General features: G+C 49.8%; 14 protein-coding genes. 4 read left to right on the top strand and 10 right to left on the bottom strand.

Going from position 1 to position 13083, the window contains the following annotated elements; translation table 11 throughout:
- Positions 1-6: 6 nt before the first annotated feature.
- The gene (locus tag AC6R0L_RS04485) at positions 7-666 is read right to left on the bottom strand and encodes an HAD family hydrolase (RefSeq protein WP_487901560.1); all 660 of its coding nucleotides are present in this window, start codon (positions 664-666) and stop codon (positions 7-9) included.
- Between the two features lie 203 nt (positions 667-869).
- Here AC6R0L_RS04485 and AC6R0L_RS04480 point away from each other — a divergent pair, with 203 nt between their 5' ends.
- Entirely contained in the window at positions 870-1004 is a 135-nt protein-coding gene (locus AC6R0L_RS04480) for an entericidin EcnAB (RefSeq protein WP_334551715.1), read from the top strand.
- 74 nt (positions 1005-1078) lie between these two features.
- On the opposite strand, the gene AC6R0L_RS04475 is transcribed toward AC6R0L_RS04480, so the two are convergent.
- The 3 genes from AC6R0L_RS04475 to AC6R0L_RS04465 form a co-directional block, all read right to left on the bottom strand.
- On the bottom strand, positions 1079-1693 hold the full coding sequence (locus AC6R0L_RS04475) for a glutathione S-transferase family protein (RefSeq protein ID WP_500628377.1): 615 nt from the start codon (positions 1691-1693) through the stop codon (positions 1079-1081).
- A gap of 9 nt (positions 1694-1702) precedes the next feature.
- Positions 1703-2734, bottom strand: a complete 1032-nt coding sequence (curA, locus tag AC6R0L_RS04470) for an NADPH-dependent curcumin/dihydrocurcumin reductase (RefSeq protein WP_500628376.1) — start codon at positions 2732-2734, stop codon at positions 1703-1705.
- 133 nt (positions 2735-2867) lie between these two features.
- Positions 2868-3464, bottom strand: coding sequence for a TetR/AcrR family transcriptional regulator (locus AC6R0L_RS04465; RefSeq protein ID WP_500628375.1), 597 nt, complete (start codon positions 3462-3464; stop codon positions 2868-2870).
- 82 nt (positions 3465-3546) lie between these two features.
- On the opposite strand from AC6R0L_RS04465, the gene AC6R0L_RS04460 reads away from it, so the two are divergent.
- Together AC6R0L_RS04460 and AC6R0L_RS04455 are read left to right on the top strand one after the other, a co-directional pair.
- Positions 3547-4251, top strand: a complete 705-nt coding sequence (locus AC6R0L_RS04460; RefSeq protein WP_487901555.1) for a helix-turn-helix domain-containing protein — start codon at positions 3547-3549, stop codon at positions 4249-4251.
- A gap of 105 nt (positions 4252-4356) precedes the next feature.
- Positions 4357-5295, top strand: coding sequence for a DMT family transporter (locus tag AC6R0L_RS04455; protein WP_500628374.1), 939 nt, complete (start codon positions 4357-4359; stop codon positions 5293-5295).
- Here AC6R0L_RS04455 and yqfB read toward each other — a convergent pair.
- The 3 genes from yqfB to AC6R0L_RS04440 all read right to left on the bottom strand — a co-directional run bounded on the left by yqfB (position 5267) and on the right by AC6R0L_RS04440 (position 7356).
- Positions 5267-5599 carry a N(4)-acetylcytidine aminohydrolase gene (gene yqfB / locus AC6R0L_RS04450; RefSeq protein WP_487901553.1) on the bottom strand — a complete coding sequence of 111 codons (333 nt, stop codon included), beginning with the start codon at positions 5597-5599 and terminating at the stop codon, positions 5267-5269. The genes AC6R0L_RS04455 and yqfB overlap by 29 nt on opposite strands.
- Complete coding sequence (locus AC6R0L_RS04445; protein WP_500628373.1) at positions 5596-6795, bottom strand: DEAD/DEAH box helicase; 1200 nt, start codon at positions 6793-6795, stop codon at positions 5596-5598. The genes yqfB and AC6R0L_RS04445 overlap by 4 nt, the downstream gene beginning before the upstream one ends.
- Before the next feature lie 87 nt (positions 6796-6882).
- Positions 6883-7356, bottom strand: a complete 474-nt coding sequence (locus AC6R0L_RS04440) for an OsmC family protein (RefSeq protein WP_500628372.1) — start codon at positions 7354-7356, stop codon at positions 6883-6885.
- 160 nt (positions 7357-7516) lie between these two features.
- Here AC6R0L_RS04440 and AC6R0L_RS04435 point away from each other — a divergent pair, with 160 nt between their 5' ends.
- Positions 7517-8080 carry a sugar O-acetyltransferase gene (locus AC6R0L_RS04435; protein ID WP_500628371.1) on the top strand — a complete coding sequence of 188 codons (564 nt, stop codon included), beginning with the start codon at positions 7517-7519 and terminating at the stop codon, positions 8078-8080.
- On the opposite strand, the gene AC6R0L_RS04430 is transcribed toward AC6R0L_RS04435, so the two are convergent.
- The 3 genes from AC6R0L_RS04430 to gtfA all read right to left on the bottom strand — a co-directional run bounded on the left by AC6R0L_RS04430 (position 8081) and on the right by gtfA (position 13025).
- Complete coding sequence (locus AC6R0L_RS04430) at positions 8081-10297, bottom strand: putative bifunctional diguanylate cyclase/phosphodiesterase (protein WP_500628370.1); 2217 nt, start codon at positions 10295-10297, stop codon at positions 8081-8083.
- A 25-nt stretch (positions 10298-10322) separates the two neighbouring features.
- Positions 10323-11282 carry a phosphate/phosphite/phosphonate ABC transporter substrate-binding protein gene (locus tag AC6R0L_RS04425; RefSeq protein ID WP_500628369.1) on the bottom strand — a complete coding sequence of 320 codons (960 nt, stop codon included), beginning with the start codon at positions 11280-11282 and terminating at the stop codon, positions 10323-10325.
- Between the two features lie 267 nt (positions 11283-11549).
- Positions 11550-13025, bottom strand: coding sequence for a sucrose phosphorylase (gene gtfA / locus AC6R0L_RS04420; RefSeq protein ID WP_500628368.1), 1476 nt, complete (start codon positions 13023-13025; stop codon positions 11550-11552).
- Between the last annotated feature and the right edge of the window lie 58 nt (positions 13026-13083).

The raw sequence follows: 13083 nt of genomic DNA, 5'->3' as shown, positions 1-13083 counted from the left end.
TAGGTGTTAGGCCACCATTGTTTCCGTTTTCAGGCGCGCCAGCGCATCCGATAACGAAGACTCGACGTAGTGGCCTAATGCCAATACTTCCTCACAAGGCGCGACCAAATCAGGGATCTGAAACGTCGTCATATTGGCAGCCATGGAGCTGCGCACACCATTGTTCGAATCCTCAAACGCCACACATTGCGCGGCCTCAACGCCGAGCCTTTGAGCGGCGAGTAAATAAATCTCTGGGTCAGGTTTGCCTTGGGTCACTTCACAGCCGCACGTTAGAGAATCAAAGTATTGATCCAATCCCGCCAGTTTTAATTTCACCGTGGCAACCTCTCGTTGTGATGAGGTGGCAACAGCGGTTGGGATCTTGTTCGCCTTTAACCACTTCAGCAGATCAAGCACGCCTTCTTTGACCGGAATGGCTTGATGATTAACGATGGCTTTGTAGTTTTTACGCCATTCTGCATCGAGCTTATCGAGATCGTCGTGGTACACCTTACGAAATGTCTTATCAATGCTGACCGCGTTTTGGCCAATGATGGAGAGGTAGACATCGGGGTAGAACGGAAGGTTAACGTTGGCGCAGGCTTGTTCAAACACCTGCATACAGAGGCGCTCGGTATCGAGTAATAGGCCATCCATATCAAAAATTGCGGCTTGGAAATTCATAGTAGGGCGTTCATTGTGTGACGTTGAAAGCGGTCATTCTGACATAGATGAACGGCTCCGTCCAAGTGGCATAAATTGAATATTTGCTTGCGATAAGCTTCGGTCAGAAGTGTGACAAAAAGGGCGATTTAGCCCTTTTTTGCCATCCATAACTTGGTTAATCTACTTTGTCGAAACGAACGCGGAATTGTAAAGGATTAACGATGAAACTCTCTGCCATGATTGCAACCCTTGTCTTACTTCTCGCCGGTTGTTCCAACACCTGGGAAGGAGTGAAAGAAGACTCCTCCAAAGTATGGAAGGACACCAAAGAAGCGATTCACGAAGCGACAGAATAACCAAAGAAAACGCCGCCCTTTTAGTGACTAAAAAGGGCGGCGTTTTGATATCTAACGGTGCTAACGCCTACGGTTTAACCATATTGCGCTTCTAACTGCTCCGCTTTATTGAACTTGTCGTGAGTCGCAAGTTGCTTGGCGTAGGTAGCGATATGAGGGTAGCGCTCCAGTAGTCCGAACTTGGTTAAGATTTCCACGATGAAAGACATCATGATATCCGCACCGGTGAGGGTGTCGGCGACCAAGTAACGTTTACCTTCTAAACGTTGATTGACGTAACTCATCACCTTATCTAACTCAAGATCGGCGTAGCCGGCAAGGAAGTTGGTCTGCGCGCCATCTTTGGCGACAAACATCTTCAGTAGCAAGGGCAGCGCCGCTGAGCTTTCAGCGAAATGCAGCCATTGCAGGTAATCGACATAGTCATCGCTATCTGCTTTAGGTGCGAGATGTGGCCCGTAACGTTGGATTAGGTACTCTGTAATGGCCCCAGATTCAGCGATCACCACTCCTTTGTCTTCAATGACGGGCGATTTACCCAAAGGGTGAACACTTTTGAGTTCAGGTGGCGCGAGAAACGTGACGTTATCACGTTGATAAGGCGCGATTTTATACTCAAGATTCAGCTCTTCTAGTAGCCAAATGATGCGCTTAGAGCGCGATTGGTTTAGGTGGTGCAGCGTAATCATGACGACTCCTTATACCGGCTCGTTGGTTTTAACGACCAGCTTACCGAAGTTTTTCCCTTCGAGCAGGCCAATAAAGGCATCAGGCGCGTTGTCTAGCCCTTCCACCATGTGCTCTTTGTAGTGAATCTTACCTTCTGCCAGCCAACGATTCATATCTTGAGCGAACTCACCATAACGGTGACCGTAGTCATCAAAAATGATGAAGCCTTGCATCTTGATGCGTTTAACGAGCAATTGCCCCATCAACATTGACAGGCGATCTGGCCCTTGTGGCAAAGAGGTCGCGTTGTACTGTGAGATAAGGCCACACAATGGTACGCGCGCGCCAGTGTTGAGCAATGGCATAACAGCGTCAAACACTTTACCGCCAACGTTTTCAAAGTAGATATCAATGCCTTTTGAACAATGCGTGGCGAGTTGATCAGCGAAGTCGTCCGCTTTATGGTCGATGCACGCATCAAAGCCAAGCTGCTCTACCGCATAACGGCATTTTTCTTCTCCGCCGGCTACACCGACAACGTAACAACCTTTCAATTTACCGATTTGGCCAACCATAGAACCGACCGCGCCAGTGGCGGCAGCCACGACCAGCGTGTCGCCTTCTTTGGGGGCTCCAATATCAAGTAGGCCCATGTAAGCGGTAAAGCCAGGCATGCCCATTACGCCGAGCGCATAGGAAGGGTGCGCCGGGTTTTGGCCCATGTTGATTAGGCCTTCGCCATTTGACAGTGCGTAATCTTGCCATCCGCTGTAGGCCAGCACCCAATCACCGTTTTTAAACTGATCGTGGCGAGATTCGATGACCTGACACACGGTACCTGCGACCATGGTGTCACCGATAGCAACCGGGTCTGCGTAGGATTTTGCATCACTCATCCGCCCGCGCATGTACGGGTCAAGGGAGAGATAAACACTGCGCAACAGGACTTCGCCCTCTGCTGGGCTTGGAATGTCCGTTGTCTCTAGACGAAAATTATCCGCAGTGGGGGCGCCATTGGGGCGAGATGCAAGCACTACGCGTCGGTTAATGGAATCTGACATGATGTTCTCCTGTGTAGACATGACATAAAGTACGTCTTAGTTATGTTATTAGACCAGTCGTCTAGTTGTGTGGCCAAAAAATCCCGCTACCAGCATAGTCGATAACGGGGGAGCAAAGTGTGATGAGCCAGCGCTACTTGACGGCTGGAACACCTAGCAAGGCTTTGGAGCTAAGTAAACACAGCTCAAGATGGGTTTCATCTTGAACAAGTTTGTTGAGCAAACTCGCACCTAACCATTGTTGATATAACTGTGTGGCCGTGGCATGTGCGTTGACTACCTGGACCGAGCCATCGTCAATGCCCACTTCAATACAGCGAGCAAGGCTTTCTATCACCATTTCTGCGCCTTTGGCGAGCGATTGACGCATCGGCTCGGATAAATCGGCGACTTCAGCACTCAACTTGACCACAAGACAGCGGTTCGCATTGCAGGTGCCTGAATCTTTCTCCAGCCAGCGAGAGAAATAGTGAACGAGTCGTTCAAAACCGTTCAGATCGGTCTGAGTCAATATCGCGTTGCTGCGCGCCATGTACTCACGAATGTATTCGCTAATTAGCGCCTCGCCAAACTGCTCTTTCGATTTGAAATAGTGATAAAAAGAGCCTTTCGGCACTTGGGCGGTGCTCAGCAGTTCAGACAACCCCACGGCGGTAAAGCCCTTATTGACCACCAACTGATAACCAATATTGAGAATGTGCTGACGAGTATCTTGTGTTTTTGCGTTCATGGCCGCTACTATAGTGTAAAAATAGACCAGTCGTCTAGTGCGTCAATCAATGAGCTGCTCTTGCAGTGGGACAAGGAACAGTATGGACATCAGTGTTCGCTCATACACCAAACAAAAACGCGGTCATTGGCACACTTATCATCAATTGGTTCTGCCGCTAAGCGGAGCGATTGATATTGAGCTTGAAGACTATCGTGGAAAGGTTTCGCCGGGAGAGTGTGTGGTGGTGAAGAAAACACTTGAGCACATCTTCCGAGCCGATGAAGCCGCCCGTTTTTTAGTCGTGGATAGCGACACGTTGCCAGAGCCCTTACTGACTGCCAAGATGCCGGTGTTCTCAATCTCGACACCACTTCAGCACTACATTGAGTTTCTCGCAGCGCAACTGGAGCAGTCTGTTGATACGCCTTTGGAAAGTCAAGCATTTGAACTGTTTACATCGCTGCTAGCACGACAAGAAATGCAGCGCAGTGGTGATGCCCGAATTCAGAGGGTAAAAGCGCACATCAGTGCTCATATCGATGCGCCGATGGGCATTGAATCTCTCAGTCGAATCGCCTGTTTGAGTGCGACACAATTTAAATCGCAATTCAAAAAGCACACCGGACAAACCGTTCACGCGTATATTACGGCAGAGCGTATGTCACGAGCTCATGCACTATTGACTCACACCGACTTAAGTATTGCTCGAATTGCAGAGCAGTGTGGTTATCAAGACGCGTCGGCATTCTCGCGGCGATTTCAGGTGCACTTTTCACTGTCACCGAAGCAAGTACGTCATCTCTAACAGCGCCATAATCATCAGAATAACCGAATAAACCGTCCTTTCTGCACATTGGATATCTTAGGCTTGCCGTAAGCTAAATGGAGTATTTCTGGCTTGGATTAGGCAATGTCTGCTCACGTTTCTTCTTCACAATGGCAATCTATTGGTGCCATCCTATTCGCTTCCTTACTTTGGGGAACCACTGGCAGCGCTGCGGCGCTCGCTCCGACCATTCACCCGTTAGCGATCGGTGCCTTTGCGATGGGATTGGGGGGATTACTTTTGGCGTTTATCGCTGTTCCCGCACTCATAAAAGACCTGGCAATTTTGCGCCAACATGTTCGTACGCTGATTTTGGGCGCGTTGGCTTTAACCTTGTACCCGCTGGCGTTTTATACCTCGATGCGGTGGTCAGGTGTTGCGATAGGGACGGTGGTTTCTATTGCCACTGCGCCACTGTTTACCGTCTGTTTTGAGCGTCTTTTTGGCACGGTTAAAGCGCTATCGACACAATGGCTAATCAGTTTCGCTTTTGGGGCGATTGGGGTCATGCTGTTAACCCTAACCAAAGGTGATGGCGTGAACACCTTGGACAATGGGCGTTTTACATTCGGTGTTGTGTTGGGGTTAGTGGCAGCGGCGAGTTATGCCGGTTATTCACTGGCAGCAAAGCAGCTTATTACTTTAGGTGTACGATCCCAAAGTGCGATGGGGGCGATTTTCGGCCTTGGTGCATGTTTGTTGCTGCCTACACTATTTTGGACGGGAAGTGCCCTATTTGCATCAGCAATCAACAGCGCTGTCTCTCTATATATGGCTGTGATCCCGATGTTTGTCGGCTACCTGCTGTTTGGTTTTGGATTGCGCAGGGTCGAAGTGCGCACGGCGACACTACTAACTCTGTTTGAGCCTTTGGTGGCAGCACTGCTGGCAGTGATATTTCTAGGTGAGAGGCTCAGCATTCAAGGCTGGGTTGGACTGGGGTTGATCAGTGCGTGCCTACTGATTCAGACACGCACTGGGCGAGTGAAAAAGGCTATGCCACTCGCTCAAAACGAATCATAAACAGTTGATCCAGATCGGGGTAGATGTCACGAATCAAGGTTTTCAGCTCAGGCAACGGGAGGTGCTCTTGCTCTGCGTGAAATTCGTTGATGTCGTCGTAGCGCAGTGGCTCCACAGAAAGAATGCGAATGGTGCAAACGCTCTGCTGCGTCTCGAGTGTCAACACCTCGACTTCAGTGCCAGGCACATAATGGGACTCAGCTTCATCTCGAATCGTGATGGTCTTTTTCCCTTGTGCCACCAGTGGTGTCAAGAATTCGAAAAACGTCATCTTAGTCGGATGACTGATGTCAGGGTGACTCATGACTCTTCCTTAGGTTGACGTTTATGTTTCGGCACATAGTTGAGGATCGAAATCGGCACCGGCTTGCGCGGCTCAAAGCCTTCCACTTCACGGCGTTCAATCAAGTGGCCTAAGCGGCTCTCAATCATGCACAGGTTCTTAAAGTTGTCTTTAGAGACAAACGAGATCGCCTCACCTTGGGCATCGGCGCGACCGGTTCGTCCTATGCGATGGACGTACTCATCGGCAGGGAAAGGCAGGTCGTAGTTAATCACCCGTGTCAGCCCTTCAATATCGATCCCGCGTGCGCCCACGCCAGTGGCGATCATGTAACGGATTTTACCGGCTTTGAAATCCGCTAATAGCTGTTTTCTTATCGCTTGACTACGACCACTATGAAACGCTTCAGCGTCAATGCCACGTTTGGCCAACTGATCGGCGAGTTTAGCCGCGCCATGTTTGGTCTCAATAAAAATCAGCGCTTGGTCCCAGTCGTTCTCTTTGATGAGATGGCTCAACAGGGCCGATTTTTTATCTTTATCAACGGTAATCAGCCACTGCTCAATGTTCTTTTTCGATGCCTGATTGGCGGCAATACTGATTTCATACGGATCGTGAACCGCCGTCTTGGCAAGCTCTCGGACCTTGTTGGATAGGGTCGCTGAAAACAAGAGATGCTGAATATCGGTTGGCAGTCGGTCGAGAATTTTGTTCAGATCGTCAATAAAACCCATGTCTAACATGCGATCCGCTTCATCCAGCACCAACACTTCGACCTCTTCAAAATAGGCGGCGCGCTGGCCGTATAAATCGAGTAGGCGCCCCGGTGTTGCCACCACAATGTCAACGCCTTCGATCAACGTCTGCTTTTGCGCTTTATCATCCACACCACCAAACAGGGCGACAGAGGTGAGCGGCATGTGGCGACTGTAGTGGCGGATTTTTTCATCAATCTGCTCGGCCAACTCGCGGGTTGGCGCCAGAATTAACGCACGAAAACGTTTTTTACGCTGAGTCTCTCCTTGGGCGAGTCGCTCCAAAATTGGCCAGACAAAACTGGCGGTTTTACCTGTACCGGTCTGAGCCGCGGCGATTAAATCATCGCCACGTAAAATGACAGGGACAGCTTTGGTTTGAATTTGGGTCGGTTTACTGTAGCCCAGTTCGTCGATTGCACGAACCAACGGCTCGCTGAGGCCAAGGTGAGAAAACGCCATGATGATACTCTGTAGTTGTGGGTGGCTACCGCACAGGGCAACCTAAATGCTGAGGCGGATTGTAACATGAATCCGCCACGAGACGACCTATTCGGCCGTGTCGATGTGAGTGATAATCTCGGTGGTGACGGAGTTGGCGATAAAGCAATGTTGGTGCGCTAAGTGGTGCAATTTTTCCAGCTGTTGACGTGTGGGCCGTTTCTCACCGGAGAAGATCACACGAGGAGAGAGAATTACTTGCGTCACTGAGCTATAGCCTTGGCTGTTTTCCTCCAGTTTTCCCACCGCGTCATCGTGGTAATGGTCGACGACGAAACGCTGTTTGGCCGCAATGCCAAGAAACGTCAGCATATGACAACTGGAAATAGCGGCAATAAAGGCCTCTTCAGGATCGACGTTGGCTTCTGTCGAATAAGGTAAAGGGACAACGTGAGGTGAGGAGGACGCGTCAATCACAGCGCCGCCATCAAAATGCCATTGATGACTGCGATGATACTGATTGTCACTAAATGGTTCATCGGGTGCTCTTTGCCATTCCACCGTAGCGATATGCTTAGCCATTGGGTCTCTCATCCATGTGGGTGAATCTTGCTGTTAGGTTAACAGAGTTTCTTTGTTGAATCAGAGCGATATATATCACACCTCGTTGGTTGTGTTATGCAGCGAAACAGTAACCCGCGTAAAGTGACAGCAAATCACCGACTTTTGGCTAGGAGTCATCATGAACAAAACCGAAAAACAAAAAATGCTCGCTGGTGAGCCGTACAATGCGTGGGACGAGACACTCTACCAAGAGCGCATCCGTTGTAGAGAGCACTTACTCAAGCTCAACAACACGATTCCCAACAGCCCAGAATGGCGCGAGGCGATCGACAGCTTGCTGCCTGATGCGGGAGAGGCCTATTTAGAGCCGCCGTTTCGTTGTGATTACGGCAGTAATATTCATGTGGGTAAGAACTTCTACGCTAACTTTAACTGCGTGATTTTGGATGTGGCGCCGGTGTACATTGGCGATAACGTGTTGCTCGCTCCCAATGTTCAGCTTTACACTGCAGGCCACCCGTTGGATGTCAAAGGGCGTGTCGAAGAGGGCGTTGAGTTTGGTACCACAATTACCATTGGTGATAACGTCTGGCTAGGCGGTGGTGTGATTGTTTGCCCAGGAGTGACCATTGGTCATAACACGGTTATCGGGGCGGGCAGTGTTGTGACGAAAGATGTTCCGGCGAATGTGGTTGCCGCAGGTAACCCGTGCCGCGTGATTCGCGAGATTGAGCAGCGCTAGTTAGCCATGATCTCGAAGCGTCGGGGGAACCACGGAGAGCGTGGCGCTCTTGCCGGCGCTCATTTCTTCCGCTTGTTGGTAGAGAATGCGGCTGATGGCCTCGGCGTAAACAGGTTTCGAATAAAGATACCCTTGGCCGAGTTCACATTGCTCGCTCAGTAAGTAGCGTGCTTGCTGCGCGGTTTCGATGCCTTCAGCCACCACTTTGATATTCATCTGCTGAGCCATTGAAATCACGGCCGAGCACAATGCGCGATCATTCTCATCCTCTTCAATATCAGACACAAAGCTACGGTCGATTTTCAAACCATCGACGTTGAACTCTCTCAGATAGGCGAGCGACGCGTAACCTGTCCCAAAGTCATCCAACCATACTTCAATACCCAATTGACGGATTTTATCCAGCGTTGTTTTGGCTTTATCCATATCCAGCATCAAGGCGGTTTCCGTTACCTCGACGTGCAGATGCGAGGCGTGAAGCTGATGTTTGTCGACCAGTTCCGCTAGACGTGCGGCAATGTCTTGGTTATAAATCTGTTTGGCAGAGAGGTTGATTGCAACATGAAAATCATCCGTGTGGGGTAACTGATGCCACTTGTTCAGTGCCAGACACACTTCTTCCATAATCCACTGTCCGAGGGGTAGAATCAGCCCAGTGGATTCTGCGACGGGGATAAACTCGCTTGGCGCGATTAACCCTCTGGCTGGGTGATTCCAGCGAATCAGCGCTTCAACGCCGATGACTCGACCTGTTTGCATATTCACTTTCGGCTGGTAGTGGATTTCAAACTGAGAAAAGTCGATGATTGCCGCCCGCAACTCTCGTTCAATCACGCCGCGATTGAGTACTTGATATTCCATCTCTGCGGTGAAATGGCAGTAACGCCCTTTGCCTTGCGTTTTGGCGGCGTACATCGCGATGTCGGCGTTTTTGACCAGCTCCTCGGCACTTTGGCCGTTGGCAGGGAAGAGGGCAATACCAACACTTGCGCCAACGACCACGGATTCGTTGACCCCTTGGAGTAATATCGGTTCTTCAAACAGGTGTACCAGGCGCTGCGCGATGTCACCGGCTGCGTGTTGATCAATGTGAGGAATACAGAGTAAAAACTCGTCCCCGCCGACGCGGGCAATTAGGCTATTTTCTTTGGCGTGACGACTGAGTAGATTCGCGACAAAATCACTGTGACGTAAGTTCTCGCTGATTTTACTTGCGACGCTGCATAATAACTCATCGCCGGCTTGATGACCTAAGTTGTCATTGATGCGTTTGAATTCATCCAAGTCGAGGAAAAGAATCGCGAACGTCAGGGGCTTCACGCGGTGCTGCTCCAATAATCCCTCTAAAAAGCCCAAAAACTGGGTGCGATTGGGTAGTTTTGTCAGTGGGTCGTTGTAAGCTAAAAATTGAATGGCATCACTGCGTTCTTTGAGGTTATTGTCCATTTCATTAAAGGCTTTGGCTAGCTCACCAAGCTCATCACCACGCTCAATGTTATTCAGATTTTGATAGTGACCCCGACTGATACGCTGAGAGTGACGCACCAGTTTTGTGATGGGTTTGATTAAGGTGTTGGCCATGACAATTGAAATCACAAAACTGACGAGACACATCACCGCTGTGACCACCACAATTAAAAAGGTGCTATGCTCTGTGCTGGCTTGGTTAATTTGTTGAATGATCGCTTGGTTTTCAGCGATGTCACGCTGTATCGCGATCAATGAGTACACCATCATCACACCGCCAAGCAGCTCCTGATTGAGAATCAGTGGGCGGGCGATAATAAGTCTATTCCCTTCATGGTGCAGATACTCCATCTGTTTGCCGAGTGTCGTTTGTTCGACATTGGTATCATTCAGGGGCATGCCATAGGCATCCCCTTCACGGCTGCCTCTGTGAATGACGGTACCATTGAAATCATACACCTTGACTTCGAGCGTAGAGACGTTTTGCAGCGTCGGTTCCAAAATCCGCTCAATCCCATCCAAATCGTAAAAGTACATAGGGTTAAGCAGCGCTTCAGTGAGATAGCTCATCGTTTGTTCGGCTTGGCTTTTCGCATAGCCGATAAAACGCTGCGCCATGTGCTGTCCGTTTTCTTCTAGTACCTTGGCATTGTAATGGCTGTTGATAAGCCATTGAGAGAGTGCAAAGCTCCCTAGCGTGAGTATCACGGCGAGCATATTACCAACGACCAGTTTACTTTTGAGTTTCATCCTATTGCCCCTTGATGCTGCTTATTTAGCGGCCTAGATATTGGTTAACGAGGGCTTTCTGTTGCAGAGACCAGACGATGCTCTGTTCTATATCGTCGGTAATAGGATCAAACTTTGCTGTCTCCTTGTATTTTTTGAGTGGCAGCGCGGCGTTCGGGTCTTGGTCTGCCAAGAATAGGACTTGGCTTATCGCGTGTTTGAGAACAGGATCCATGTCAGGTCGAACGAGCATAAACGCACGCGGCACAGAGGGGCTCGTGTAGATAACGCGCAGCTGTTCTTTGATTGGTGCCGGAATTTCTTTCTCCCAGTCGATATCACTGAACGCCGCAGCGGATACGACTTTACGATGTACCCAACTCATCATATTGGACTCACCCCCCGCAGATGAGAACTCATCGGAAAAGAAGTAGCCAATTTTATCTGCAGGTGGCAGATCGCGGGGTGAAGTCACTTCATGCAGCGGATAGCCTTGTTCTATGAGCGCAGAGACAGGAAGTAGAAACGCGCTGGTGGAGTTACGATCCTCAAAGACGATTACTTTGCCCACCAAATCATCCAAGGTATGGATGTCAGAGTCTTGATGAACGAAGAAAAGTGAGGCGTAGTTGGCTACGCCGTTTTTCCAGCGCCGCGCAATCATCTCAGCATGGCTGTACTTGATAAGATCGTCCGAGGCATACACCGTCTCTGACACGATATCTACTTGGCCACTTTTGACCCAATTGGCCAGCTGAAGGTTAGTTTTGGCCACCACAACTTTGGCTTGTACAATACCATGTTGATGGAGATTCGCCGCTAAGTAATCGGCAAAGGGCTGCGCACGTTTAAAAGCTTTCTTCGGGTTGGAGCTAAGCGTGCCAAGAATAAGGGTTTGCTCGCGCGTAATCTCAGGTGATTCGCTCGCGAATACGCGAGGTAAACTCAACAGCAACGCGATGGACAAGGCGGTAACAGCAATGTGAACCCAGTGGCGTGGTGTCATAACTCTCCCCTTATTTGAAGAAGATACACGTCACTGTCTGCGCAGTGTTTTAAACAAATGAACAACTGACTTAATAAATTAAGTCTAGTGTGACTCGTAATATTGAGCAATATGAATGATAAACTGCTCATCAAGCTTGAGCGAAAGTTCACGGTTTACAATGTAAATGCTAGGCAGAAAAAGGCTTCTCATGCTGAGAAGCCAGTTCATTGAGGTTATAGCCAGTTCAATGAGTTTATAGAGTGCGGTGTGAAGGCCACAGGATGCTTAACGCTCGTCTAGCCACGTTTGCAAATCGAACGTGCGTATATTGCCTGCATCCTCAAGGTGAACCTGCGCTCTGCGAGTTGCCAAATCAAGTTGCAGCGTTGCGCGAGTGTCTAAATGAACCCATTCCATCGTAAGGCTTGAACCCTCGCCAGCCACGCTAAAACTACCATCAAACGCGGCGCTGCGATTACGCAATCGAATCAGTTCACACAAGGCGTTGACGACAGGCTTACCTCGTTCAGCGGCTAGCTGCGCTGGTGTGAGGTAAGGGCGATTGATGTCTCGACCCACTTGAGTACGATGGAGCAGGGCCATGTCGTTGTGCATCGCCAACAAACCGCCGTAGTAGACTTGAGGAACGCCGGGGCTGAAGAACTGAATGGCTCTCGCCACCAAATAATCAAAATCGCATCGCCCTAGTGCGTCATAGTAGCTGCAATTGACTTGGTAGAGATCGAGATTATTCGCCGCGCTACCTGTTGCCTGCTGACTCTCTCCTTGGCTCTTTTGATGAATCGTCTCGACGAGCCGATCGATTTGTTCGGCGTTGAGTAACCCCGGTTTGTCACCTTCAGGGCCAGCGTCGATGATACCGATGCCATCGTGCGTATCGAGCACGGTTAAACAGTTTCGTGGCGCGATCGTCAGCCACTTGACCAACGCCTCGACATTATTGCTGTAGAGGGTGTGTAGGACCAGTGGCGGCAGAGCAAAGTCGTAGACACGATTGACTTTGCTCGCCACGTCAATTTGGGTTTTATAGTGGCTATGAATTTCCGCCACGGTCTCCATGCCAAGTGCGTTGGCGCGCTTGGATAAGGCATCGATAAACGCAAAGGTATCCTCAATCATAAAGCAGGAGGTGCCCGCGCGTTTAATCGCATAGCCTGCGGCGTCAAGGCGAATGATTTTTACACCGTTATCAGCAAATAGGGTCAGTACGCGCTCAAGGTAGGCTTGACCCGCTTGCGTTTCCACATTGATGTCGATTTGGTTGTCAGTGAAAGTGGTCCAAAAGTTGACGGATTCACCGCTGGCGAGGGTTTTTGCGCTAAAACAACTGCCCGGACGAGGGCGATAGATCCGCTTAGCTTGCTCTTCACTGATGCCATCTGGAAACAGATCGCGCTCTTTAAGAAACATCGACCAATACTCAGAGGCTTCGCCTTTCTCCAGCACATCCAAAAACTCGGGTGATTGGCCAGAGGCATGGTTGACGATAAGGTCGGCCATGATTTCAACGTCTTTGCCAAGTGCGTTGAGATCGGGCCAATCGCCAAGCCTTGGGTCGATTTGAGCATGATCAATGGGATCAAATCCCGCGTCGCTACCATCAATTGGGTAATAGAACGGCAAAATATGCACGCCGCCAAAGAGGTCGCTCAACGTGTTGCTGAGTGTGTTGCGCAGCGCATGAAGACCGCCACCCGTTAGGCGGTCTGTGTAAGTGATTAACTGAACTTGGTTTTTCATCGGATTCTCTTTTTTTACACTCTCTTGTCCAAACTCTCTTGTTCAAACAGGGTGAGCG

It is taken from the genome of Vibrio sp. R15-SG3-ISO1A, from assembly GCF_059833955.1.
Note: the sequence above shows the minus strand (reverse complement) of the source record. Positions and strands in the feature narration are given on the sequence as shown.

Bases quoted from the DNA above. Each gene is read 5' to 3' on its own strand.
- AC6R0L_RS04430 (WP_500628370.1), bottom strand. From the start codon at position 10,297: ATGAAACTCAAAAGTAAACTGGTCGTTGGTAATATGCTCGCCGTGATA.
- AC6R0L_RS04455 (WP_500628374.1), top strand. From the start codon at position 4,357: ATGTCTGCTCACGTTTCTTCTTCACAATGGCAATCTATTGGTGCCATC.
- AC6R0L_RS04425 (WP_500628369.1), bottom strand. From the start codon at position 11,282: ATGACACCACGCCACTGGGTTCACATTGCTGTTACCGCCTTGTCCATC.
- AC6R0L_RS04480 (WP_334551715.1), top strand. From the start codon at position 870: ATGAAACTCTCTGCCATGATTGCAACCCTTGTCTTACTTCTCGCCGGT.
- AC6R0L_RS04445 (WP_500628373.1), bottom strand. From the start codon at position 6,795: ATGGCGTTTTCTCACCTTGGCCTCAGCGAGCCGTTGGTTCGTGCAATC.
- gtfA (WP_500628368.1), bottom strand. From the start codon at position 13,025: ATGAAAAACCAAGTTCAGTTAATCACTTACACAGACCGCCTAACGGGT.
- curA (WP_500628376.1), bottom strand. From the start codon at position 2,734: ATGTCAGATTCCATTAACCGACGCGTAGTGCTTGCATCTCGCCCCAAT.
- AC6R0L_RS04460 (WP_487901555.1), top strand. From the start codon at position 3,547: ATGGACATCAGTGTTCGCTCATACACCAAACAAAAACGCGGTCATTGG.
- yqfB (WP_487901553.1), bottom strand. From the start codon at position 5,599: ATGAGTCACCCTGACATCAGTCATCCGACTAAGATGACGTTTTTCGAA.
- AC6R0L_RS04485 (WP_487901560.1), bottom strand. From the start codon at position 666: ATGAATTTCCAAGCCGCAATTTTTGATATGGATGGCCTATTACTCGAT.
- AC6R0L_RS04475 (WP_500628377.1), bottom strand. From the start codon at position 1,693: ATGATTACGCTGCACCACCTAAACCAATCGCGCTCTAAGCGCATCATT.
- AC6R0L_RS04465 (WP_500628375.1), bottom strand. From the start codon at position 3,464: ATGAACGCAAAAACACAAGATACTCGTCAGCACATTCTCAATATTGGT.
- AC6R0L_RS04440 (WP_500628372.1), bottom strand. From the start codon at position 7,356: ATGGCTAAGCATATCGCTACGGTGGAATGGCAAAGAGCACCCGATGAA.
- AC6R0L_RS04435 (WP_500628371.1), top strand. From the start codon at position 7,517: ATGAACAAAACCGAAAAACAAAAAATGCTCGCTGGTGAGCCGTACAAT.